This window comes from Pseudomonas sp. Tri1 (genome assembly GCF_017968885.1).
Lineage (GTDB): Bacteria > Pseudomonadota > Gammaproteobacteria > Pseudomonadales > Pseudomonadaceae > Aquipseudomonas.
This window is the reverse complement of the sequence record NZ_CP072913.1, coordinates 3,846,084-3,871,124: the sequence shown is the minus strand read 5'-3', so window position 1 is coordinate 3,871,124 and position 25,041 is coordinate 3,846,084. Positions and strand designations below refer to the sequence as shown.

The window sequence follows — 25,041 nt, the reverse complement described above, 5'->3', positions numbered from 1 at the left end:
GGGGTATAGCAGCCAATCCTGGGCGCACTACCTCTAAAGAGTTGTCGGCCGCTCCGTTTCGATAAAAGCTTCGGCAGACTTGCTCAAGATACTGATAAACAAAGGGTTTTATCGGTATCTGGATCTACCTCCTTAGAGGTAGACGGGCCAAGCATAGACCAGTACCGCCTCGGGGCACGTTGACTCAGGTCAAGTTTTTGCGGGGTTCGCATCACTAGGCTGCGCCCATCGAACTGACGGAGTGCATCGTGATGCGAGCGCAAGTGCAACAAGGGCTGGTACTAGGGATGAGTACCTTGGCCTTCACCGTGTGCTTCATGGTCTGGATGATGTTTGCCGTGCTCGGCGTTCCGATCAAGGAAATGCTGGCCCTCAACGAAACCCAATTCGGCCTGCTGGCCGCCACGCCGGTGTTGACCGGTTCGCTGGTGCGTTTGCCCCTGGGCCTTCTGACCGACCGCTTTGGCGGACGGATCGTGTTCTTCCTGCTGATGCTGTCCTGCGTGTTGCCGCTGTACCTGATCACCCTGGCGACTGCCTTCTGGCAGTTCCTGGTGTTGGGCCTGTTCGTCGGCCTGGCTGGCGGCTCGTTCTCGGTGGGCATCGCCTACGTCGCCAAGTGGTTCGACAAGCAGAACCAGGGTTTTGCCATGGGTGTCTTCGGCGCCGGCAATGCCGGGGCGGCGGTGACCAAGTTCCTCGCCCCGGCGTTGATCGCCTTCGGCTCCTGGCACCTGGTGCCGAAAGTGTTCAGCGCCATCCTGTTCATTACCGCGCTGCTGTTCTGGTTTCTCACCAGCGAGAAAAAGGAACACAGCGGCACTGGCGGCGCGACCTTGCGCGAGCAATTGAAAACCCTCAAAGAACCGGCCGTGTGGCGCTACTGCCAGTACTACTCGATCGTGTTCGGCGGCTACGTGGCCCTGGCCCTGTGGATGACCAAATACTACGTGCAGGAATACGGCTTCAGCCTGCAAAGCGCGGCGCTGCTGGCGGCCTGTTTCTCCCTGCCCGGTGGCGTGCTGCGGGCGGTCGGCGGCTGGATGTCCGACCGCTGGGGCGCCCAGAGCGTGACCTGGTGGGTGTTGTGGGTCAGCTGGATCTGCCTGTTCCTGCTGTCCTACCCCCAGACTCAACTGCAAGTACAGACCGTCAACGGCATCGTCGATTTCCACATCGGTCTCAGCGCCACGCTGTTCACCGTGCTGCTGTTCGTGATGGGCATCGCCTTCGCGTTCGGCAAGGCCTCGGTCTTCAAGTACATCGCCAACGACTACCCGAAAAACATGGGCGCGGTGTCCGGCATCGTCGGCCTGGCCGGCGGCTTGGGCGGGTTCGTGCTGCCGATCATGTTTGGCGCCCTGGTGGACCTCACCGGCGTGCGCTCGTCCTGCTTCATGTTGATGTACGGCGTGGTCTGGGTGTCCCTGACCTGGATGTACTTCAGCGAAATGCGTAAGCGCCCGCTGCTCGGTAAACAGCCGCCGGCCACCCAATCCCCGTTTTCCAGCATTGCCCAAGGAGAAGAACATGTCCGTTCTGCAAACGCCTGAAAAGGGCCCGGTCATTCATGACTGGCGCCCGGAAGACCCCGCGTTCTGGGGCAAAAGTGGCAAACAGACCGCCCGGCGCAACCTGTGGATTTCGATTCCGGCGCTGCTGTTGGCCTTCGCCGTATGGATGGTCTGGAGCACGGTGATCGTGCGCCTGAATGCCATCGGCTTCAGCTTCACCACCGACCAGTTGTTCTGGCTGGCGGCGTTGCCGGGCCTGTCCGGCGCGACCTTGCGCATCTTCTATTCGTTCATGGTGCCGATCTTCGGTGGCCGGCGCTGGACCGCCCTGAGCACCGCGTCGCTGCTGGTGCCTGCGTTGTGGATGGGCTTCGCCGTACAGAACCCGGCCACGCCCTACAGCGTGTTCGTGTTGATCGCACTGCTCTGCGGTTTTGGTGGCGGCAACTTTGCATCGAGCATGTCCAACATCAGCTTCTTCTATCCCAAGTCCCAACAGGGGACCGCCTTGGGCCTGAACGCCGGGCTGGGTAACCTGGGTGTGTCGGTGATGCAGTTCAGCGTGCCGCTGGTGATCTCTTTCGGTGTGTTCGGCTTCATGGGCGGTCAGCCGCAGGTGCTGGCTGATGGCAGCTCGTTGTGGCTGCAGAACGCCGGTTTCATCTGGGTGCCGTTCATCCTCGCCGTGACCCTGATTGCCTGGTTCGGCATGAATGACTTGTCCAGCGCCCGTGCTTCGTTCAGCGAGCAGGCAGTGATTTTCAAGCGCAAGCACAACTGGCTGATGTGCTGGTTGTACCTGGCGACCTTCGGTTCATTCATCGGTTTCTCCGCCGCCTTTCCACTGCTGATCAAGACCTCGTTCCCGGAAGTCATCGCCCTGAAGTTCGCTTTCCTTGGCCCGCTGGTCGGTGCCTTGGTGCGGCCACTGGGCGGCTGGCTGGCGGACAAGCTCGGTGGCGCGAAGGTCACTTTGTGGAACTTCGTCCTGATGATCGCGATGGTCTTCGGGGTCTTGCACTTCCTGCCGCAAGGCGGCCAGGGCGGCAACTTCTACGGCTTCCTGGGCATGTTCATGTTGCTGTTCATTACCACCGGCGTGGGCAACGGTTCGACCTTCCGGATGATCCCGGTGATTTTCCGCACCCTGCATGAAAAAGCCGCCTTGGGCAAAAAGCCCGAACTGCGCGAGCAAGCGATCAAGAACGCCGGCAAGGAGTCGGCCGCGGTGCTGGGTTTCAGCTCGGCCATGGGCGCCTTCGGGGCGTTCTTCATCCCCAAATCCTTTGGCACTTCGATGGCCCTGACCGGCGGCCCGGAGATGGCCTTCTACATGTTCGTCGGCTTTTACCTGAGCTGCATCGTGGTGACTTGGTGGTGGTACGCCCGCAAGGGCGCCGCGACACCTTGCTAAGCCGAACCTAAACCTGCGTGGGCGGGGCGCAGACCCCGCGGAGCAAGCCTGAGAGGAACACACTGTGAGTCATTTATTGGATCAACTGCGGTTTTTCAACCGCAAGCAAGGCGAGTTTTCCGACGGCCATGGCGAGACCCGCAAGGAGTCCCGCGATTGGGAGAACGTCTACCGTTCCCGCTGGCAGTACGACAAGATCGTGCGTTCCACCCATGGAGTGAACTGCACCGGTTCGTGCTCGTGGAAGATCTACGTCAAGAACGGCCTGATCACCTGGGAAACCCAGCAGACCGACTACCCGCGCACCCGTAACGACCTGCCCAACCACGAGCCACGCGGCTGCCCTCGCGGCGCCAGCTACAGCTGGTACATCTACAGTGCCAACCGGCTCAAGTACCCGAAGATCCGCAAGCCATTGCTCAAGCTGTGGCGCGAAGCCCGGCAGACCCTGCCACCGGTGGAGGCCTGGGCCAGCATCGTCGAGGACAAGGCCAAGGCTGACTCCTATAAAAGCAAGCGCGGCATGGGCGGTTTCATCCGTTCCAACTGGGAAGAAGTCAACGAGATCATCGCCGCGGCCAACGTCTACACCGTCAAGGAACACGGCCCGGACCGCGTGGTCGGCTTCTCGCCGATCCCGGCCATGTCGATGGTCAGCTATGCCGCCGGCTCGCGCTACCTGTCGCTGATCGGTGGCGTGTGCCTGAGCTTCTATGACTGGTACTGCGACTTGCCGCCAGCCTCGCCGATGGTCTGGGGTGAGCAGACCGACGTGCCGGAATCGGCCGACTGGTACAACTCCAACTACATCATTGCCTGGGGTTCCAACGTTCCGCAGACCCGTACCCCCGACGCGCACTTCTTCACCGAAGTGCGCTACAAGGGCACCAAGACCGTGGCGATTACACCGGACTACTCGGAAGTCGCCAAGCTCACCGACCTGTGGCTCAACCCCAAGCAGGGCACCGACGCCGCGCTGGCCCAGGCCTTCAACCATGTGATCTTCAAAGAATTCCACCTGGACAAGCCCAGCGCCTATTTCACCGAATACGCCAAGCGCTACACCGACCTACCGGTGCTGGTGATGCTCAAGCCGATGCTCGGCATGGCCCCGGGTGCCGGTTACCAGCCCGACCGCTTCCTGCGCGCCAGTGACCTGACTGAAAACCTTGGTCAGGAGAACAACCCGGAATGGAAAACCATCGCTCTGGATGCCAACGGCGAGCTGGTTTCGCCCCAGGGCTCCATCGGTTATCGCTGGGGTGAGAAGGGCAAGTGGAACATCCTGCCTCGTGAGGGCGGCGAGGGCCGTGAGATCGACCTCAAGCTGAGCCTGATCGGCGGCGACGTCGCTGAAGTGGCCTTCCCGTATTTTGCCGGCGAGGCCCAGGAGTACTTCCAGCATGTGGCTGGTGCTGCGGTGCAATACCGTCGCGTTCCGGTGCACAGTGTGGTGCTGGCCGACGGCAGCGTGGCGAAAGTCGCCACCGTGTTCGACCTGTCGGCGGCCAACCTGGCCATCGACCGTGGCCTGGGTGGCGCCAACGTCGCCAAGGACTACGACGACGCCTCGGTACCGGGCACCCCGGCCTGGCAAGAGCAGATCACCGGCGTGAGCCGCGAGAAGGCGATCCAGATCGCTCGCGAGTTCGCCGACAACGCCGACAAGACCCGTGGACGCTCGATGATCATCGTCGGTGCGGCGATGAACCACTGGTACCACATGGACATGAACTACCGCGGGCTGATCAACATGCTCATGCTCTGCGGTTGCGTCGGCCAGACCGGCGGCGGCTGGGCCCACTACGTCGGCCAGGAAAAACTCCGTCCGCAATGCGGCTGGCTGCCCCTGGCCTTCGGCCTGGACTGGAACCGTCCGCCACGGCAGATGAACGGCACCAGCTTCTTCTATGGCCACAGCTCGCAATGGCGCCACGAGAAGATGAGCATGCACGACGTGCTCTCGCCGTTGGCCGACAAATCGCAATTCCCCGAACACGCCCTGGACTACAACATCCGCGCCGAACGGGCCGGCTGGTTGCCGAGCGCGCCGCAGCTCAACACCAACCCGTTGCACATCTGCCGCGATGCCGCCGCCGCGGGCCTGGAGCCCAAGGACTATGTGGTCAAGTCGCTGCAGGACGGTTCCCTGCGCTTTGCCTGCGAACAGCCTGACAGCCCGGTGAACTTCCCGCGCAACATGTTCATCTGGCGCTCCAACCTGCTGGGCTCCTCGGGCAAGGGCCACGAGTACATGCTCAAGTACCTGCTGGGTACCAAGAACGGGGTGATGAACGAAGACATCGGCCATAGCTCCGAATGCAAGCCTACCGAGGCCGAATGGGTCGACGAGGGCGCCATTGGCAAGCTCGACCTGGTGACCACCCTGGACTTCCGCATGTCCTCGACCTGCGTGTATTCCGACATCGTCTTGCCGACCGCTACCTGGTACGAAAAAGACGACATGAACACCTCGGACATGCACCCGTTCATCCATCCGCTGTCGGCTGCTATCGATCCGGCCTGGGAGTCGCGTTCGGACTGGGAAATCTACAAAGGCATCGCCAAGGCGTTTTCCGCCATGTCGGTCGGCCACCTGGGTATCGAGAAGGACCTGGTCACCGTGCCGTTGATGCATGACAGCGTCGGCGAGCTGGCCCAACCCTTTGGCGGCACCGACTGGAAAAGTGCCGGTGTGGCGCCGGTCCCGGGCAAGAACGCACCGAACCTGCAGGTGGTGGAGCGCGACTACCCGAACATCTACAAGCAGTTCACGTCCCTGGGGCCGATGCTCGAGAAGCTTGGCAACGGAGGCAAGGGCATCAACTGGAACACCGACACTGAAGTCAAATTCCTCGGTGAGCTGAACCACAAGGAAGTCGAGGCGGGTATCAGCCAAGGGCGGCCGAAGATCGACAGCGCCATCGACGCCGCCGAAGTGATCCTGTCCCTGGCCCCGGAAACCAACGGCCATGTCGCGGTGAAAGCCTGGGCTGCGCTGTCGGAATTCACCGGTATCGACCACAGCCACCTGGCGGTCTCCAAGGAGCATGAGGCGATTCGCTTCCGTGATATCCAGGCTCAGCCGCGCAAGATCATTTCCAGCCCCACCTGGTCTGGCCTGGAAGACGATCACGTGAGCTACAACGCCGGCTACACCAACGTTCACGAGGCGATTCCATGGCGCACCATCACCGGTCGCCAGCAGTTCTACCAGGATCACCCGTGGATGCAGGCGTTCGGCGAGCAGTTGATGAGCTACCGGCCACCGGTCAACACCCGCACCATCGCCGGTGTGAAGGGCAAGCGCAGCAATGGCGAGACCGAGATCGTCCTGAACTGGATCACCCCGCACCAGAAGTGGGGCATCCACAGCACTTATAGCGACAACCTGCTGATGCTGACCTTGAGCCGTGGCGGGCCGATTGTCTGGCTCTCGGAAATCGACGCCAAGCGCGCCGGTATCGAGGACAACGACTGGATCGAATGCTTCAACGTCAACGGCGCGCTGACCGCCCGCGCGGTGGTCAGCCAGCGGGTCAAGGAAGGCATGGTGATGATGTATCACGCCCAGGAACGGATCGTGAACGTGCCCGGCTCGGAAACCACCAAGACCCGTGGTGGCCACCACAACTCGGTGACCCGCGTGGTGCTCAAGCCCACCCACATGATCGGTGGCTACGCCCAACAGGCCTATGGCTTCAACTATTACGGCACGGTCGGTTGCAACCGCGACGAGTTCGTCGTGGTGCGCAAGATGTCCAAAGTCGATTGGCTCGATGGTTCCAGTGGCGATGATTTGCCGCGTCCACTGCCGACTGATATCGAGGAGAACTGAGATGAAGATTCGCTCACAAATCGGCATGGTCCTGAACCTGGACAAATGCATCGGCTGCCACACTTGCTCGATCACCTGCAAAAACGTCTGGACCAGCCGTGAAGGCATGGAATACGCCTGGTTCAACAACGTTGAATCCAAGCCGGGTATCGGCTACCCCAAGGAATGGGAAAACCAGGACAAGTGGAAGGGCGGCTGGATCCGCAACGCCGACGGTTCGATCAACCCGCGCATCGGTGGCAAGTTCCGCGTGCTGGCGAACATCTTCGCCAACCCGGACCTGCCGAGCCTGGACGATTACTACGAACCGTTCGACTTCGACTACCAGCACCTGCACACCGCACCGCTGGGCGAGCATCAGCCCACCGCGCGGCCGCGTTCGCTGGTGTCCGGCAAGCGCATGCAGAAAATCGAATGGGGCCCGAACTGGGAGGAAATCCTCGGCACCGAATTCGCCAAGCGGCGCAAGGACAAGAACTTCGACAAGATCCAGGCGGACATCTACGGCGAGTACGAAAACACGTTCATGATGTACCTGCCACGCCTGTGCGAGCACTGCCTGAACCCGGCGTGCGCGGCGTCCTGCCCAAGCGGCGCGATCTACAAGCGCGAAGAGGACGGCATCGTCCTGATCGACCAGGAGAAGTGCCGCGGCTGGCGCATGTGCATCAGCGGCTGCCCGTACAAGAAGATCTATTTCAACTGGAAGAGCGGCAAGTCGGAAAAATGCATCTTCTGCTACCCGCGCATCGAAGCCGGGATGCCGACCGTCTGCGCGGAAACCTGCGTCGGGCGGATTCGCTACCTCGGTGTGCTGTTGTATGACGCCGACCGTATCAGCGAAGTGGCCAGCACCGCCAATGAGCAGGACCTGTACGAGAAACAACTGGAGATTTTCCTCGACCCGAATGACCCAGCGGTGATTCGCCAGGCCCTGGCCGATGGCGTGCCGCAGTCGGTGATCGATTCGGCGCAACGCTCGCCGGTCTACAAAATGGCCGTGGACTGGAAACTCGCGCTGCCGCTGCACCCTGAGTACCGCACTTTGCCAATGGTCTGGTACGTGCCGCCACTGTCGCCAATCCAGAATGCGGCCGCCGCTGGCACCGTGGGCATGAACGGGGTGATCCCGGACGTCGACAGCCTGCGCATCCCGCTGCGTTACCTGGCGAACATGCTCACCGCCGGCGATGAAAAACCGGTCAAGCGCGCCCTCAAGCGTCTGCTGGCGATGCGTGCCTACAAGCGTTCCGAACAAGTGGACGGCGTGCAGGATCTGCAAGTGCTGGCCGACGTTGGCTTGAGCGTGAACCAGGTGGAAGAGATGTACCGCTACCTGGCCATCGCCAACTACGAGGATCGTTTCGTTGTGCCAAGCGCCCACCGCGAAGACGCCATGAGCGATGCGTTCGCCGAACGCTCCGGTTGTGGTTTCAGTTTCGGCAGCGGTTGCAGCGGCAGTTCCGACACCAACATGTTCGGCGGCAAGAAGGCCAATCGCCGCGATGTGATCAAAACCGTGCAGTTGTGGGAGGAATGAGCATGCGCATTCTCAAGGTGATTTCGTTGCTGCTCGACTACCCGACCGAGACCCTGGTGGCCGGTCGGGACGAGCTGGAACAAGCGATTCTCCAAGCGCGGGAAATCAGTCCGAACCAGCGCGCCGGGTTGTTCGAGTTGCTCGAGGTGATCTGCGGCAAGGACCTGATGGACGGGCAGGAACACTACGGTGCGCTGTTCGGTCGTGGCCGCGCCCTGTCGCTGCTGTTGTTCGAACATGTCCATGGCGAGTCCCGCGACCGCGGTCAGGCCATGGTGGACATGATGGCCCAGTACGAAGAGGCCGGCTTTGCCATCGGCGTCAAGGAGCTGCCCGATTACATCCCGCTGTACCTGGAGTTCCTGTCCACTCGTGAAGACATCGAGGCCCGCGAGGGCCTGGCCGATGTGGCGCACCTGCTGGCCTTGCTTGCGGCGCGCCTGGACGAGCGTGAAAGCGCCTACGCCAGTTGCTTCCGGGCCTTGCTGCAAATCGCTGGGGCCGAGCCTCAGGTGGCGGTGGCCGAGCTGCGCGAGCAAGTGAAGGCCGAGCCACGGGACGACTCCCTCGAAGCCCTGGACAAGATATGGGAAGAAGAGGCAGTGGATTTCATGAAGGCCGAACAGCAGGACCGTTGCAGTTCGCTGCCCAGCGCGCCGGGCAAGGCGCGGGATGAAAGTGCGGTGCCGTTGCACTGGGTGGATTTTCAGCATGAAGGGTTGGCCGCAGCGCCAGCCGGGGAGGTGGGCAATGTCTAAATGGGATCTGTTGTTGTTCGGGGTCTACCCCTATGTCGCTTTGGCGATTTGCCTGCTCGGCAGTTGGGCACGGTTCGACCTGTCCCAGTACACCTGGAAGGCCGGTTCCAGCCAGATGCTGAACAAGCGCGGCATGCGGGTGGCGAGCAACCTGTTCCACGTCGGCGTGCTGTTCGTGCTGGCCGGGCACTTTGTCGGCCTGCTGACGCCTTCGGCGATCTACCACCATGTACTGAGCACCGAGAACAAGCAGTTGCTGGCAATGGTTTCCGGTGGCTTCTTCGGTGTGCTGGGCCTGATCGGCCTGGTGATGTTGCTTAACCGCCGCCTGACTGACCCGCGGGTCCGTGCCACCTCCAATGTCTCGGACATCCTGGTGCTGGTGGTACTGCTGGTGCAACTGGTGCTGGGGCTGATGACCATCGTCGCTTCGACCGCGCACATGGACGGTTCGGTGATGGTGATGCTGGCCGACTGGGCCCAGAACACTGTGCTGTTGCGTCCGGTGGAAGCGGCCACCTCGATAGCGCCGGTGGGCCTGGTCTACAAGCTCCATGTGGTGCTGGGCCTGACCTTGTTCGTGTTGTTCCCGTTCACTCGTCTGGTCCATATCGTCAGTGCGCCGGTCTGGTACCTGGGACGTCGTTATCAAATCGTTCGGCAGAAGTTTTGAGGAGAAGATCATGGCGAGTGGATGCGGATGTGGCGGTAGTGGTGGCGGCAGTGGCGGCTGCGGTTCTTCGGCAAAAGCGGCACCGGTGAGCGCGCCGGTTGCCGATGTCGAACCGGCCGGGGCGGTGCAGTTCGAACCGGCCCAGGCCGAGCCGGTGGCGGCTGATCAAGCCCCTCAATTGATCGCCAGCAGTGAGCAGGAGTGGCCGATCATCAGCGTCAACGGGGTGTCGATCACCCCACAGGCGATGGCCCAGGAACTGCAATATCACCCGGCTGACAGTCGCGAGGATGCGGTCTATCAGGCCGCGCGGGCCTTGGTGATACGCGAACTGCTTCAGCAGCGTATTGCCGAGTTGGGCCTGGCGCTGCAGGTCGGCGCCGGTGAAAACGAAGAGGAGGCGGCCACGCGGCTGCTCCTTGAACGTGAGGTTCAGGTGCCGAACTGTGACGAGGCGACTTGCCTGCGTTACTACGAGAGCAATCGAGCGCGCTTTCATAGCGCCCCATTGTTGGCGGTACGGCACATCCTGCTCGAATGTGCGCCGGACGATGCCGAGTCGCGCAGCCTGGCCCTCGCCCAGGCCGAGTTGCTACTGGAGCGGCTGGACCAGTTCCCGGGCAGCTTTGCCGAACTGGCGCTGAAGCATTCGGCGTGTCCGTCCAAGGAGCAGGGCGGCTCACTGGGGCAGATCAGCAAGGGCCAGACCGTGCCCGAGCTGGAGCGCCAATTGTTCACCTTGCCAGCGGGCCTGGCCAGCAAACCCTTGGAAAGCCGTTATGGCTGGCACGTGATCAGTATCGACCAGCGTATCGAAGGCCAGCCGTTGCCTTACGAGGCGGTGGCGACGGCGATTCGTACCCAGTTGCAGCAGGGCGTGTGGCAAAAAGCGTTGGTGCAGTACCTGCAAACCCTGATCGGTGCGGCGGACATCCGTGGCATTCATCTTCAGGGTGCCGACTCGCCGCTGGTGCAGTGAGCACTGGCTCAATCGGGGGATATACATGAACGCCGTGTTGCAGGACGGGTTTGGGCGCCAGATAGATTATTTGCGGATGTCGGTGACTGATCGTTGTGATTTTCGCTGTGTGTATTGCATGGCGAAGAACATGACCTTCCTGCCGCGCCAGCAGGTGTTGACCCTGGAAGAGTTGCAACGGCTGGCACGGCTGTTCGTCGGCCTGGGGGTGAAGAAAATTCGCCTGACCGGTGGCGAGCCGTTGATCCGTCCGGGCATTGTCGGGCTGTGTCGCGAGATCGCGGCATTGCCCGGCTTGCGGGAACTGGTGATGACCAGCAACGGCTCGCAGCTGGGGCGCCTGGCCCAGCCGCTGGTCGATGCTGGGGTCAAACGCATGAACATCAGCCTCGACAGCCTGGACGGGGAACGCTTTCGGGCGATCACCCGCAACGGCAACCTGGACCAGGTGCTGGCCGGCATTGAGGCGGCGAAGGCGGCCGGGTTCGAACGGATCAAACTCAACTGCGTGGTGATGAAAGGGCGCAACTTCGATGAAGTCCCGGCGCTGGTGCAGTACGCCATCGAACAACGGATCGATATCAGTTTCATCGAGGAAATGCCCTTGGGGGAGGTCGGGCGTTCCCGGGGTGAGGCGTTCTGTTCCAGCGATGAGGTAAGGGCGCAGATCGCCCATCATCACCGACTGCTCGACAGTGCCGAGAACAGCGGCGGGCCGGCGCGTTATGTGCGTTTGGAACGGCATCCGGATACCCGGATCGGTTTCATATCGCCCAACACCCATAACTTCTGCGCCAGTTGCAACCGCGTGCGCATGACCGTTGAAGGGCGCTTGCTGTTGTGCCTGGGACAGGAAGACTCCCTCGACCTGCGCGGCTTGCTGCGGCGTTATCCGCTGGAAGACCAACCGGTGATCCAGGCGGTGCAGCAGGCGTTGCGCGGCAAACCCCTGCGCCACGACTTCAGCCCTGGCGGGGAGGTGCAGATTGTGCGGTTCATGAACATGAGTGGGGGCTGAGCTTCACTGCATATGTTGAATGTACCGCCGCCATCGCGAGCAAGCTCGCTCCCACAGGGGATTTGTGGTGTACGCAGAAATCGCAGTCACCTGAAACCAATGTGGGAGCTCGCTCCCACAGGGGATTTGTGGTGTACGCAGAAATCGCAGTCGCCTGAAACCAATGTGGGAGCTCGCTCCCACAGGGGATTTGTGGTGTACGCAGAAATTGCAGTCGCCTGAAAACCAATGTGGGAGCGAGCTTGCTCGCGATGGCGGCAGCAAGGTCAACCTCAATGCTGCTGACCCACCCTCGATTCTTGATATCGATCAATTGCAACCCGTGCCTTTGTCCGTACTATCCACTGCATGTTGTGTTTTTAAGATTTTAAAAATCTATATGTAGTGTCTGGAGCCAAAATGCAGAGCACGTTGATCTCAGTAGGCTGTAACCGCTTGCACAAGCGCGATGGCAGCGTGGTCGCCTTTGACGCGGACAAGATCCGCCAAGCGCTGATCGCTGCCGGCAAGGCCACCGGCGAGTACGCTGAAGCCGAAGCCGAAGGGTTGCTGGAGGCGGTGTTGGCGCGGTTGGAAGGGCAAGCGCGGTTGAACGTCGAGCAGATCCAGGACCGCGTCGAGCGGGTGCTGATGGATGCCGGTTTCTTCCTCTCCATGCGTGCCTACATCGTCTATCGCGAGCAACACGGCCGCCTGCGCCGGGATCGCCGCACCCTGGTGGAAGTCGCCACCTCGATGAACGAATACCTGGACCGTGAAGACTGGCGCGTGCAAGCCAACGCCAACCAGGGTTACTCCCTCGGCGGGCTGATCCTCAATGTATCGGGCAAGGTCACCGCCAACTACTGGCTCGATGAGGTCTACAGCCAGGCCATCGGCCAGGCCCACCGCGAGGCCGACCTGCATATCCACGACCTGGACATGCTCGCCGGCTACTGTGCCGGCTGGTCCTTGCGCACCCTGTTGCACGAAGGCCTCAACGGCGTGCCAGGCCGGGTCGAGGCCGGGCCACCCAAGCACCTGAGCAGCGCCCTGGGACAGATGGTGAATTTCCTCGGCACCCTGCAAAACGAATGGGCCGGGGCCCAGGCGTTCAGCTCGTTCGACACCTACCTGGCGCCCTACGTGCGCAAGGACCAACTCAGCTACGACGAGGTTCGCCAGTCGTTGCAGGAGTTCATCTACAACCTCAACGTACCGTCGCGCTGGGGCACGCAAACGCCGTTCACCAACCTCACGTTCGACTGGGTCTGCCCGCAGGACCTGCGCGAGCAGATTCCGGTGATCGGCGGCGAAGAAATGCCGTTCGCTTATGGCGACCTGCAAGTGGAAATGGAGCTGATCAACCGCGCCTACATCGAGGTGATGCAAGCCGGTGATGCTAAAGGGCGAGTGTTCACGTTCCCGATCCCGACCTACAACATCACCCATGACTTCCCGTGGGACAGCGAGAACGCCGACCGCCTGTTCGAAATGACCGCCCGTTATGGCCTGCCGTATTTCCAGAATTTCCTCAATTCGGACATGCAACCCAACCAGGTGCGCTCGATGTGTTGCCGTCTGCAGCTGGACGTGCGCGAACTGCTCAAGCGCGGTGGCGGCCTGTTCGGCTCGGCGGAACAGACCGGCTCGCTGGGGGTGGTGACGATCAACTGCGCACGCCTGGGCTACTTGTACAAAGGCGATACCAGTGCGTTGCTGCAACGCATCGATGCCCTCATGGAGCTGGCGAAAGAGAGCCTGGAGGTCAAGCGCAAGGTCATCCAGCACCACATGGACGCCGGTTTGTACCCCTACACCAAGCGCTACCTGGGTACCTTGCGCAATCACTTCTCCACCATCGGCGTGAACGGCTTGCACGAAATGCTGCGCAATTTCACCGATGACCAGCAAGGCCTGCACACCGAGCAGGGCCGGGCGTTCGCCCTGAAACTGCTGGATCACGTGCGGGCCACGCTGCTGCGTTTCCAGGAAGAAACCGGCCACCTCTACAACCTGGAAGCCACGCCTGCCGAAGGCACTACGTATCGCTTCGCCAAGGAAGACCTCAAGCGCTACCCCGATATCCTGCAGGCCGGCAGCCCGGTTGCGCCGTACTACACCAACTCTTCGCAATTGCCGGTGGGTTTCACCGACGATCCGTTCGAAGCCCTGGAGCTGCAAGACGAACTGCAATGCAAGTACACCGGGGGCACCGTGTTGCACCTGTACATGGCCGAGCAGATTTCCTCCACTCAGGCTTGCAAGCAACTGGTGCGCAAGGCCCTGGGACGTTTCCGCCTGCCGTACCTGACCATCACGCCGACCTTTTCCATCTGCCCGGTGCACGGTTACCTGGCCGGCGAACACGAGTTCTGCCCCAAATGCGACGAAGCCTTGCTGCTGCAACAGCAGTTGGCAGGCAGCGTTCACTGACCCGATCCATCGACCGCAAGGAGCTTCATCCATGAACGCATCACAATCTCTTCCGCAGGCACAGCGTCAACGTTGCGAAGTCTGGACCCGCGTGATGGGTTATCACCGCCCGGTGGCGGCCTTCAACCCGGGCAAGCAGTCTGAGCATCGCGAACGGCTGCACTTCACCGAAAGCGCGGCCGGGCGTCCATGAGTCGAGTGCTACGGGTCGGGGGCATGGTGCCCCTGACCACCCTCGATTATCCGGGCCAATTGGCTTGCGTACTGTTTTGCCAGGGCTGCGCCTGGCGTTGTCGTTACTGCCACAACCCGCAACTGATCCCGCCGCGCGGCAGCGAGGAGGTGGATTGGTGTCGGGTCCTGGCGTTCCTGCAACGCCGCCAGGACTTGCTCGACGCCGTGGTGTTCAGCGGCGGCGAGCCGACCTTGCAGGACGGCCTGGCCTCGGCCATGGACGAGGTACGGCAGATGGGGTTTCGCATCGGCCTGCACAGCGCTGGAATCAAGCCGGCGGCCTTCGCCAAAGTGGTCGGGCAAGCCGACTGGGTGGGGTTCGACATCAAGGCCTTGCCCGAAGATGCCCTGGACGTGACCCGGGTCGAAGGCAGCGGCGCCGCCAACTGGCGCAGCCTCGACCACCTGCTGGCCAGCGGTGTGGATTATGAATGCCGCACCACTGTGCATTGGCACCTGTTCGACCCCGAACGACTGCTGACCCTGGCCCGACGGTTGAGCGAGCGCGGTGTCAGCCGGTTCGCCGTGCAATTGGTGCGCACCGCGCGGATGCTCGATCCCCATCTTTCCAGCGTCTCGGCACAAGCCTTGCAGCCTGAGCTGTGGGCCGCCATGCGCGAGTTGTTCCCCTCGTTCGTCTTACGCAGTTGAACGAGCGCAGGGCGGAACGACCGACAGCGGCCCGGGATGACCGGGCCACACTTTTTTCAAGGTTTTCAAATGCGCTGCCAGTTGGCAGGTAGTTGAACAGGGAGCATTTGATATGACCAGACTCACCACTGCCCAACGTATCGTGATCGGCTTCGCCATCGCTCCATTGGCCTTGATCGCCTTGGCGCTGTACGCCTTGAGCGACCTGGCGATGCTGCGCGACCAGGCCGAGCAGATCGTCAGACAGGATTGGCCGAAGATCGATCCGATCATGGTGATCGCCACGGGCGTGCGCGATAACGCCCGCAACACCCGGGACTTGTTGATCGACAAGAACAATGCGCAAGTCCAGCAATCGATCGATACCACCCGGCAGCGCATCACCCAGGCCTTCGCCACGTTGGAGCCGTTGTTCGATCAGCCCGAAGGCAAGGCCGCGTATGCCGAGTTGAAGAAGCGCCGCGAGGCCTATGTGGCGGCGTTCGTCCAGGTGCAGGCGTTGATCCGCCAGGGCGCGACGGACGAGGCGATGACACAGCTCAAGCAAGGCGTGATGCCGGCAGAGCTTGAGGTGTACAAGAGCCTGGATGTGATGATGGCGATGCAGGGCAAGGTCTTTGTCGAACGTGAACAGTTGGCCCAGGCGCGCTACAGCGAGGCGCGGCGCAACATGCTGGCGTTGGTGCTGGCTTGCCTGGCCCTGGTGAGCCTCGTCGCGACACTGGTGACCCGCAGCGTGACCCGTCCCTTGGGCGGTGAGCCCAATGACGCGGCACGGGTGCTGAACCTTATCGCCCAGGGCGACCTGACGATCCGCGTGCCGGTGGGTGTCGGCGCCAACGACAGCGTGATGAGCAACATGCACGACATGCAGCAGAGCCTCAACAGCATGGTCCGGCACATTGCCGCCTCGGTGGATCGGGTGGCCAGTTCCTCCGAAGAGTTGAGCGCGGTGAGCAGCCAGACCAACAGCACCTTGCAGTTGCAAGGGCAGGAAATCGAACAGGCCGCGGCGGCGGTGAACCAGATGACCGCCGCCGTGGATGAAGTGGCGCGCAATGCCGTGAGCACCAGCGAAGCTTCGCGAGTATCCGAGCAAACCGCCCAGCGTGGCCGTGAACAGGTTCAGGAAACGGTCGCGTCCATCACGGCGTTGGCGGACGGTGTGACGGACAGCTCCGAGCGCATCCAGCAATTGGCCGGGCGGGTGCTGGACATCAGTTCGGTGCTGGATGTGATCCGCAGCATTGCCGAACAAACCAACCTGCTGGCCCTGAACGCTGCCATCGAAGCGGCTCGCGCGGGTGATGCCGGGCGTGGTTTTGCGGTGGTCGCCGATGAAGTCCGCGCTCTGGCCCATCGGACCCAGGTTTCGACCCGGGAGATCGAGGACATGATCGGCAATATCCGCCTGGACAGCGGGCACGCGGTGACCTCCATGCAAAACAACAGTGAACTGGTGCAGGCCACTCTGCTAGTGGCCCAGCGTTCCGGCGATGCTCTGGATGAAATCGCCCATTCGATTTCGCAGATCAACGAGCGCAACCTGATGATCGCCAGCGCCACGGAACAGCAGGCCCTGGTGGCCCGAGAGGTGGACCGCAACCTGGTGGGCATTCGCAACCTGTCCGAACAGGTGCTGCTGGGCGCCCGACACACCGATACGGCCGGCCAGGACCTGGCGCAGATGGCCGGTTCACTGCATGAGACGGTGGCGCGGTTCAAGGTGTAGGCGAGGCACTGCCAGGCTTCACAGCAATCGACCTCACCGCAAATCCCTGTGGGAGCGAGCTTGCTCGCGATGGCGGAGGGTCAGATTGCAGTGATGTTGGATGTGCCGATGTCATCGCGAGCAAGCTCGCTCCCACAGGGATTTGTGTCGTGTCCGCATGTTGTGGGCAACACAAATCCGATGTGGGAGCGAGCTTGCTCGCGATGGCGGAGGGTCAGATTGTAGTGATGTTGGATGTGCCGATGTCATCGCGAGCAAGCTCGCTCCCACAGGGATTTGTGTCGTGTCCGCATGTTGTGGGCAACACAAATCCGATGTGGGAGCGAGCTTGCTCGCGATGGCGGAGGGTCAGATTGCAGTGATGTTGGATGTGCCGATGTCATCGCGAGCAAGCTCGCTCCCACAGGGTTTTGTGTTGTGTCCGAATGTTGTGGGCAACACAAATCCGATGTGGGAGTTCAGGTGTTGGAGCGGTGATCACCACCCCCAGAACTGCAACCACCAGCCGTAGCCCACCAAGCCGCTGGCCAGGACCAGGCAGGCCATGGCTGGCAGTCGTTGAATCGGTGATGCAGTCATCTGCCCCAGGCGTTTCCAGCCCAACCACAGGCTCCATGCGATCGCCAGCACCAGCAACCCTGCCCGTGCCGGCTGCACCCATTCCAGCAGCAGTCCTTCATAACGCAGCAGCTTGACCGTGGTGGCCGACAAGCCGAGGAACAGTCCTGCACCGCCAAGGGGCGTCAAGGTGATGGCCAAGGGCCAATACTGTGCGGGATCACCCGAAATGCTTGCCGCCAGGCGCATCAATAGCATCAGCGAAGTGCCCAGCAACAAGGCACTCATGCCCAGATAAACGACGATGCAAAAGCCATCGAGCCAACTGAAGCTGTCGTTGAGTTGCGGATAGTGGGTCAGCAGCCACCAAGGTGCGTTGTCCTGTAAGGCCCAGAACCATCCATGCGCGACCAACCATTGCGCCAGGCTTTGCTTGAGGGCAATGAACCAAGGGCTGACAGTCCATTGAAAGGCGCCCATGGCCAGGCCGATGACGCCGAACAACAGTAAGCGAACATCCCAGGGCGAGAGCGTGTTGGCGGTAGAGTGAAGGATTTCCTCATTACTGGAGCGGGCAATCAGGCGCACCGCATCGCGTTGGCCGCTGCAGCGACCACAGGCATGGCAATCGGCGGCGCCGCGCATACGGCGGATGTCCAGCAAGGGCGCGCAGTTGGGGGGAGGGCGCCGTGGAGCGGGGTTTTCCAGCCAGCGTTGTTCGTTCACCTGGAAATGCACTGGCGCCAAACGGGCGAGCAGGGCGAAGACGCCGCTGACTGGACACAGGTAACGGCACCACACCCGCTTGCCGCGGGCGAACAACAGGCCAACGATCACCGCGGCGACGGTCGAGCCACCCAGGATCAGCAACGCAGCCTGGGCATAGTCGTAGACGCTGATCAGTTGACCGTAGAGGGTGGTCAGGCAGAACGCCACGGTGGGCCAACCGGCCCAGCGCAACCCGCGGGGCATGCCCAGGCCCTTGCCGTACTGGCTGGCCCATTCACTCAAGGCGCCTTCGGGACACAGCACGCCACACCAGAGCCGCCCGAACAACACGATCGACAGCAACACGAACGGCCACCACAGGCCCCAGAACAGAAACTGTGCCAGCAGCGTCAGGTTGTCGAACAGGCGCGCCTGGCTGCCGGGCAATGGCAACAGGGCCGGTATCACCAGCAGCACTGCGTAAAACAGCACCACCGCCCATTGCACGGCGCGAATGCTTGCACCGTGGCGCCGCATGCCGTCGCCCAGGCGCTGGAGCCAAGGGTTCAGGTCGGACATGGCAGGTCTTGCGCCTTGCGTGGCCGCAGCCAACCCGCGACGACACCCCAATAGCAGAGCCACACCAGCAACGTTAGCGCACTGGGGCTGGCGCGATAGCCGGTGAAGTCAGCCAGGAATCCACCGAAACCATGGCCGTCGTCCAGTATCGCGCTGCTGTCCCAAAGCGCCTCGCCAATGCCGCGATACACCGCGTCCGGCCAGTCCATGCCGAGCAGTTGCCCGCCGATCCGCTCGATACCGCTGACCAGCAACGCCGCTCCCAACAGCAGCAGGATCGCTTCGCTGATGGCAAAGAAACGCGGCCACGAGATGAACCGGCGAGTGCTGTGCAGCAAGGAAACAGTCAACAGCGCCAGTGTCAGGCCAGCGATTGCCCCGACGGCGAACAGACCCAGTTGCGAGCCTTGCAGGCGGGCACCGGCGCCGTACAGGAAGACCACGGTTTCACTGCCTTCACGGCTGACCGCCAGTAACGCCAGTACCATCAAGCCGAGGCCACCCTGGCGGCTCAGGCGTTGATCGGCGTGGCGCGTCAGGTCATGCTTGAGCGTCCTCGCGTTGCGGTGCATCCAGCCGACCATTTGCACGATCAGCAAGCTTGCGATCAGTGCCAATGACGCCTGGAACCATTCGTTGGCGGCGCCGCTCATGGCCTCGCCAGCCAGCAGAATCAGCCCGGCCAGCACGCCGGACAGCAGCAAGCCCAGCACCGCGCCGGCCCATAGGTAGCGCAGCAGTTGGCTGGCTTGTTGCTGCCGGCCGACCCAGGCCTGGAGAATACCGATCACCAACAGCGCCTCGACGCTCTCGCGCCAGACAATAAACATCGATTGAGTCATGCAAACGCCTCCTGCTGGCCGATTACTGGGCCAGGATGCCGCCCTCGGGCAGTTGCGGATTGAATTCATCGAAAAACGGATAGCGCCCGGGGCGCAGCGGATGGATCACCACAAACGTGGTAACGCCGGGGGACAGCACTTTCTCCACCCGCAGTGGCGTGCTCTCGAACTCCGCCGGGCCCTGGCCGACGTTTTTCAGCACGATCTTGAAGCGCTGCCCGGCCGGTACTTCCAGTTGCGGCGGCGTGAAATGCCCGTCGCGGATGCTCAACTCGTAGGTCGGCAGTTCGGCATGGGCGATCGAGGGCAGCATCAAGCCGGCCAGCGTCAACCAGGCCAGGCGTCGATGAGCCGCGCCGCGCCGTGGGCAGGATGAGCGGCTCATGCTCAGTACCCGCCTTTTTTACCGATCCCGGCGTAGACGAATTCGTAATGCAGTTCGCAGCGTTCGAACCAGGGCGCCACGCCGGTTTCCTTGTCGGTATGACGACCAAGGGAGCCATGGCCGCCGGGTGGCAGGACAGTGAAGGTCAGTTGATATTTGCCAGGGCCGAGCAGCTTGACGTTGTCGCCATAGTGCGGCCCGTCGTTGGCGACCATGGCGTGGAAGTCACCCTTGAGCTCGGTGTCGTTGCCTTGTTTCTTCAGTTGGAACGACACGTTGAGGTAGGGCACGAAGCTGCCTTCCTGGAAGCCCTGTTTGTTGTCCGCCGTGGCGCGGATGTCGGCTTCCAGGTGGACATCGGAATCGGCCGTGGCCCGCATCATCCCGGCCGGGGCCATTTCAATCGGCTGCAAATACACTGCACCGACCTCCAGCCCGGGGCACATCTGCGGTTCGCCGATGGGGTATTCCTTGGCCTGGGCCAGGGGGGAGAGAAACAGAAGGGCGATAGAGAGAGGAGCAAGGGTACGCATACTGACTTCCTGGACGACTAAGGGATGGCCGAGTCTAGGAGGCTTCGCTGCGAATAATAATGATTCTTGTCAATTTTCAGCGTTAATTCACGCTCGCCAGCGGCAGTTCACTCAGGCTCGGCGGTTCTTGATCAGAATCAAGGGCCACTGCGCCCCTACGCGGTACGGTACGGCTACACCCACCGGTTATACGGGGTCGTCATGGCAAAGCCTTTTCCCATCAGTCCCAAACATCCCGAGCGCATTTGCTGGGGCTGTGATCGTTACTGTGCGACCAGTGCGCTGGCCTGTGGTAACGGTGCCGATCGAACGATGCACCCGGCTGAGATGATCGGCGAGGACTGGTACCTGCATGGTGATTGGGGGCTGGAGCTGGTGGACATTACGGCCAAGGTCATCGACCCAAGCGCAACCCACCTGAAGGAATGAAACAAACCTGTGGCGAGGGAGCAAACTCCCTCGCCACAATGGATCACACTTGTCTTAGAGCTTCGGCAACTGCCCGATCCGTCCCATCATCTCGGTCACGATCTGCAGGTCCAGCAGGAACTGCTCGACCGTCTTGAACTCGTTGTCGTTATGGCCGGTGTACTTGACGTCAGGCATGGCCAGGCCGAACTGCACGCCGTTGGGCAAGTCATGAACCGAAGTGGCGCCGGCGGAGGTGCCGTACTTGTGTTCCATGCCCAGGTTTTCGGTGGACACGGCCAACAGCGCCTTGACCCATTCGCCTTCAGGGTTGCGGTACATCGGTTCATCGATGGAATAATCGAAGGCTACGGCGACGTGGGACTTCTTGCTCCAGGCGGCGAGCTTATCGGCGATTTCAGTCTTGAGCGCTTCGGTGGACTTGCCGACCGGTACCCGCAGGTTGACCGCCAGCTTGAAAGCCTTGTCATCCATGCCGACATAGGTCAGGGACGCCGTTAGCGGCCCCATGAAGGCGTCGGAAAAACCAATGCCCAGTTTGTTACCCAGGTAGTCCAGGCCCCAGTTGTCGGCGGCATAGCGGGCGGCATCGGTGATGTGGTTGTGCTTGAGCGCGACCTTGCCGCCCAGGCCGTTGATGAAGTCCAGCATCCTCGCCACCGGGTTGACGCCTGACTCGGGTTCGGAGGAGTGCGCCGACACACCGGTGAAGGTCAGCTTGACCTCCTTGCCGACGACCTGGCTGGACACCTCGAAGTTGCCGCCATTGCGCTTGGCATAGTCGCTACCGGCCTTGAGCAGGTTGGCGGCCAGTTCGGCCGGCTTGTCGCTGGCAAAGGTAGCTACCGAGGTCGACGGAATCTGGTTGGTGGCCAGGCCACCGGTCAGCGCAGTGATCTCAGCGCCCTTGCCCTGTGCATTGCGCCGGGCGAAGTTCGCCATGACCGTGCCGTAGCCTTTTTCGGCAATCACGACCGGATAACCACCATCCAGCGCCAGGTTGTAGTTGGGCGTTGGGTTGTGTTCGAAGTAATAGGGGATCGCGTCGCCAGTGGTTTCCTCGGTGGTGTCGACCAGCAGCTTGAAATTGCGCGCCAGCGGCAGCTTCTCTTCCTTGATGACCTTCATGGCATAGAGCGCCACCACGATGCCATTCTTATCGTCCTCGGTGCCGCGGCCATACATGCGGTCGCCCACCAGGGTGACCTTGAACGGATCGAGCCGGGTGCCGTCCTTGAGCACCCAGTTTTCCGGCGTCACCGGCACCACGTCGGCATGGGCGTGAATGCCCACGACTTCGTCGCCGCTGCCTTCGAGGGAAATCTCATAGACGCGGTTGTCGATGTTGCGGAAGTTCAGGTTGAAAGATTCGGCCAGGCTTTTGATCTTGTCGGCGATCTTGAGGAACTCCGGGTTCTCGTGCTGGGCAACGCCGTCCTTGCGAAAGGTCGGGATCGCTACCAGCTCTTTCAACGTCTCGGTGGCTGCGTTGCCGTACTTCACCCGGGCATAGAGACCCAGCAGGCGATGGATTTCGTTCTGCTGTTCAGCCGAAAGCGGCTTGTTGTCGAGGAAGGCGCTGATAGCTGGGGCGAGGTTGGCTGTCTTGGCCACGTCGTTCTTGGCCACGCTTGCCAGGAACTGCCGGAAATCGGTGACAGGGGCGTCGGAAAAGGTTTTGACAATGGCCGCGCTCTGTTGCGCGCTGATATTGGCAAATGCCGGGGTGGTGATTGATGCGAGGCTGGACAGGAGCAGGGTGGTCACGGCCAGGTGCTTGAGGGAGAAGTCCATTGCTGGGGGCATTCCTTTGCAGGCAGTTGAGAGAGAAGTGTCTGATTTGATGACACAAACCCTTACAACCTAACATTGCGAAGAAGCGCTGGGGGAGTCCCGAGGAAAAATCTGTCGCACAGCGAGGCAAAAACGGCGCAGAAATGAAAAATTTATTCCAGCCACCCAAAACCCAATGTGGGAGCGAGCTTGCTCGCGATAGCGGTGGGTCAGTTTGCATCAATACTGATCCTGGTGACGCCATCGCGAGCGAGCTCGCTCCCACAGGGGATTTGCGCTGGATACAAATTCTGCAGTTACCCAAAGGCCAATGTGGGAGCAAGACTGCTCCCACAGGTTGGCGTTGCTCAATGCGGCGCGCGAGGAATCGTCTTGAGCAGGTCTTCAGGGCTGATGTAGCCGACCACTGGCTGCGCGGTGCTGCCCGGTAGTGGCAGGTCAAGGATGTGGCCCTTGATCTTGCCCACCACATGCATCTCGCAGGGTTTGCAGTCGAACTTCAGCGTCAGTACTTCATCACCGTGGATCAGTTGCATTGGCGCGACCTTGGTGCGCACGCCGGTGACGCCCTTGGCCTGCTTGGGGCAGAGGTTGAACGAGAAGCGCAGGCAGTGCTTGGTGATCATCACCGGCACTTCCCCGGTTTCTTCGTGGGCCTCGAACGCGGCGTCGATCAACTTCACGCCGTGACGGTGATAGAAGTCCCGGGCCTTCTGATTGTAGACGTTGGCGAGGAACGACAGGTGCGACTCCGGGTACACCGGTGGCGGACTGGTCTCGGCCTTGCGGCCACCACGCGGGTGGGCCTCGATGCGGGCGGCGGTCAAGGCCTCGATGACTTCGCGACGCAATGCCTTGAGCTGCGAGTTGGGAATGAAGTACGCCTGGGGCGCATCCAGCCTGGTCGAGGTGGCGTGGTATTCGGTCGTGCCCAATTGCCCGAGCAGGTCGTGCAACTGCTCCAGCGCTTGCTCCGGCTTGTTGGCCAGGCCGAACGGTCCATCCAGGGCCACGCTGGCGCTGATGCCTTCCTCGCTGGTGGCGGTCAGTTCCAAGCGTTCTTCGCGCAGGCGCGCCACCCAGGACAGACCCACGCGGCGCTCGGAGGAGGTCTTGAGCAGCGCCTGCTGCCAGTTGTGGTCCAGGTTGCGGCTCAGCGGATGGTTGGGGCGCAATTGGTACATACCTGCGGGCATCTCGTTGGGCTCGACGCGGTAGCGGTAACGCTTCTGGCCGTCCTCTTCGAATTCGCCCTTGGGCTCGGCGATGTTGGCCCGGAACCCCAGCACTTCGCGCTTGACCAGCACATTCAGGCCGTCGCCGTTGGACAGCGGGTCGAAGGTCACCACTTGCAGGTCGCGCTTGCCGACTTTCTCCACCACGCCCACCGGCACGCCGGTAAAGGTCGGGGAGTCGAAGGCGCCGATGTCGATCTTGCGCTCGCTGACGAAATAGTCGGTGCTACCGCGATGGAACGTCTTGTCTGGATCCGGCACGAAGAAGTGTGCGGTGCGGCCGCTGGAAGCGCGGGCCAGGTCCGGACGGTCTTCGAGGACGTCGTCCAGGCGCTGGCGGTAATAGGCGGTGATGTTCTTCACATAGCCCATGTCCTTGTAGCGCCCTTCGATCTTGAACGAACGCACGCCGGCTTCCACCAGGGCACGGATGTTGGCGCTCTGGTTGTTGTCCTTCATCGACAACAGGTGTTTTTCGTAGGCGACCACCCGGCCCTGGTCATCCTTGAGGGTGTAGGGCAGGCGACAGGCCTGGGAGCAGTCGCCACGGTTGGCGCTGCGACCGTTCTGGGCGTGGGAAATGTTGCACTGGCCGGAAAAGGCCACGCACAGCGCGCCATGGATAAAGAACTCGATGGCCGCCTCGGTCTCGTCGGCGATGGCGCGGATTTCCTGCAGGTTCAGCTCGCGGGCCAGCACCAGTTGCGAGAAACCGGCCTGGTCGAGGAACTTCGCCCGTGCCAGGGTACGGATGTCGGTCTGGGTACTGGCGTGCAGCTCGATGGGCGGGATATCCAGCTCCATTACCCCAAGGTCCTGGACGATCAACGCATCGACACCGGCATCGTACAGTTGGTGGATCAGCTGACGGGCCGGCTCCAGCTCATTGTCGTGCAGGATGGTATTGATCGTGGTGAACACACGGGCGTGGTAGCGATGGGCGAACTCCACCAATCGGGCAATATCACCCACCTCGTTGCAGGCGTTATGACGCGCACCGAAACTCGGGCCACCGATGTACACGGCGTCGGCGCCATGCAGGATGGCTTCGCGGGCGATGGTCACGTCGCGGGCGGGGCTGAGCAGTTCCAGATGATGTTTGGGCAAGGACATGTATTTTTTATCAGGCTGGTCACGGACGAAGCGACCATTGTAGCCGCCAGGCACCTGGTCGGCACCTGTGGACTTGGGTTCGTGTGATGTGGACCGATG

19 protein-coding genes are annotated in these 25,041 nt (G+C 61.7%); 13 read left to right on the top strand and 6 right to left on the bottom strand.

Going from position 1 to position 25,041, the window contains the following annotated elements; genetic code table 11:
- The first annotated feature begins 248 nt into the window (after nt 1–248).
- From J9870_RS16455 to J9870_RS16400, 12 genes are all read left to right on the top strand, one after another.
- Nucleotides 249–1,553, top strand: a complete 1,305-nt coding sequence (locus J9870_RS16455) for a nitrate/nitrite transporter (protein WP_210639063.1) — start codon at nt 249–251, stop codon at nt 1,551–1,553.
- Complete coding sequence (locus tag J9870_RS16450; RefSeq protein WP_210639062.1) at nt 1,531–2,928, top strand: NarK family nitrate/nitrite MFS transporter; 1,398 nt, start codon at nt 1,531–1,533, stop codon at nt 2,926–2,928. Before J9870_RS16455 ends, J9870_RS16450 begins: the two co-directional genes overlap by 23 nt.
- A 64-nt stretch (nt 2,929–2,992) precedes the next feature.
- Complete coding sequence (locus tag J9870_RS16445; protein WP_210639061.1) at nt 2,993–6,766, top strand: nitrate reductase subunit alpha; 3,774 nt, start codon at nt 2,993–2,995, stop codon at nt 6,764–6,766.
- A 1-nt stretch (nt 6,767) separates the two neighbouring features.
- Nucleotides 6,768–8,306 carry a nitrate reductase subunit beta gene (gene narH, locus J9870_RS16440; protein WP_025213361.1) on the top strand — a complete coding sequence of 513 codons (1,539 nt, stop codon included), beginning with the start codon at nt 6,768–6,770 and terminating at the stop codon, nt 8,304–8,306.
- A 2-nt stretch (nt 8,307–8,308) separates the two neighbouring features.
- Nucleotides 8,309–9,064, top strand: a complete 756-nt coding sequence (narJ, locus tag J9870_RS16435) for a nitrate reductase molybdenum cofactor assembly chaperone (RefSeq protein ID WP_210639060.1) — start codon at nt 8,309–8,311, stop codon at nt 9,062–9,064.
- Nucleotides 9,057–9,737, top strand: coding sequence for a respiratory nitrate reductase subunit gamma (narI, locus tag J9870_RS16430; RefSeq protein ID WP_210639059.1), 681 nt, complete (start codon nt 9,057–9,059; stop codon nt 9,735–9,737). The genes narJ and narI overlap by 8 nt, the downstream gene beginning before the upstream one ends.
- Before the next feature lie 10 nt (nt 9,738–9,747).
- Complete coding sequence (locus J9870_RS16425) at nt 9,748–10,716, top strand: peptidylprolyl isomerase (RefSeq protein WP_210639058.1); 969 nt, start codon at nt 9,748–9,750, stop codon at nt 10,714–10,716.
- Nucleotides 10,717–10,741: 25 nt separating this feature from the next.
- A complete protein-coding gene (gene moaA / locus J9870_RS16420) occupies nt 10,742–11,734 on the top strand; it encodes a GTP 3',8-cyclase MoaA (protein WP_210639057.1) in 993 nt (330 codons plus the stop codon).
- 399 nt (nt 11,735–12,133) lie between these two features.
- Nucleotides 12,134–14,149 (top strand): ribonucleoside triphosphate reductase, encoded by a 2,016-nt coding sequence (locus tag J9870_RS16415; protein WP_210639056.1) that lies wholly within the window; start codon nt 12,134–12,136, stop codon nt 14,147–14,149.
- Nucleotides 14,150–14,180: 31 nt separating this feature from the next.
- Nucleotides 14,181–14,342, top strand: a complete 162-nt coding sequence (gene nrdD, locus J9870_RS16410; protein ID WP_135845159.1) for an anaerobic ribonucleoside-triphosphate reductase — start codon at nt 14,181–14,183, stop codon at nt 14,340–14,342.
- Nucleotides 14,339–15,034, top strand: a complete 696-nt coding sequence (locus J9870_RS16405) for an anaerobic ribonucleoside-triphosphate reductase activating protein (RefSeq protein ID WP_246883013.1) — start codon at nt 14,339–14,341, stop codon at nt 15,032–15,034. The genes nrdD and J9870_RS16405 overlap by 4 nt, the downstream gene beginning before the upstream one ends.
- Before the next feature lie 112 nt (nt 15,035–15,146).
- Nucleotides 15,147–16,766, top strand: coding sequence for a methyl-accepting chemotaxis protein (locus J9870_RS16400; RefSeq protein WP_210639055.1), 1,620 nt, complete (start codon nt 15,147–15,149; stop codon nt 16,764–16,766).
- 477 nt (nt 16,767–17,243) lie between these two features.
- On the opposite strand, the gene J9870_RS16395 is transcribed toward J9870_RS16400, so the two are convergent.
- The 4 genes from J9870_RS16395 to J9870_RS16380 are packed head-to-tail and all read right to left on the bottom strand — an operon-like array spanning nt 17,244 to nt 20,371.
- Complete coding sequence (locus J9870_RS16395) at nt 17,244–18,611, bottom strand: 4Fe-4S binding protein (protein WP_210639054.1); 1,368 nt, start codon at nt 18,609–18,611, stop codon at nt 17,244–17,246.
- Entirely contained in the window at nt 18,599–19,453 is an 855-nt protein-coding gene (locus J9870_RS16390; RefSeq protein ID WP_210639053.1) for an FTR1 family protein, read from the bottom strand. The genes J9870_RS16395 and J9870_RS16390 overlap by 13 nt, the downstream gene beginning before the upstream one ends.
- A 22-nt stretch (nt 19,454–19,475) precedes the next feature.
- Nucleotides 19,476–19,838: a cupredoxin domain-containing protein gene (locus J9870_RS16385; RefSeq protein WP_210639052.1), complete on the bottom strand. Its 363-nt coding sequence runs from the start codon at nt 19,836–19,838 to the stop codon at nt 19,476–19,478.
- A gap of 2 nt (nt 19,839–19,840) precedes the next feature.
- The gene (locus J9870_RS16380; RefSeq protein ID WP_210639051.1) at nt 19,841–20,371 is read right to left on the bottom strand and encodes an iron transporter; all 531 of its coding nucleotides are present in this window, start codon (nt 20,369–20,371) and stop codon (nt 19,841–19,843) included.
- Between the two features lie 201 nt (nt 20,372–20,572).
- Between J9870_RS16380 and J9870_RS16375 the strand changes: the two genes are divergently transcribed.
- The gene (locus tag J9870_RS16375) at nt 20,573–20,800 is read left to right on the top strand and encodes a DUF3079 domain-containing protein (RefSeq protein WP_210639050.1); all 228 of its coding nucleotides are present in this window, start codon (nt 20,573–20,575) and stop codon (nt 20,798–20,800) included.
- A 54-nt stretch (nt 20,801–20,854) separates the two neighbouring features.
- Here J9870_RS16375 and J9870_RS16370 read toward each other — a convergent pair whose 3' ends face one another.
- Entirely contained in the window at nt 20,855–22,594 is a 1,740-nt protein-coding gene (locus J9870_RS16370) for a dipeptidase (protein ID WP_210639049.1), read from the bottom strand.
- A gap of 347 nt (nt 22,595–22,941) precedes the next feature.
- Nucleotides 22,942–24,942, bottom strand: coding sequence for a U32 family peptidase (locus tag J9870_RS16365; protein WP_210639048.1), 2,001 nt, complete (start codon nt 24,940–24,942; stop codon nt 22,942–22,944).
- Nucleotides 24,943–25,041: the final 99 nt, after the last annotated feature.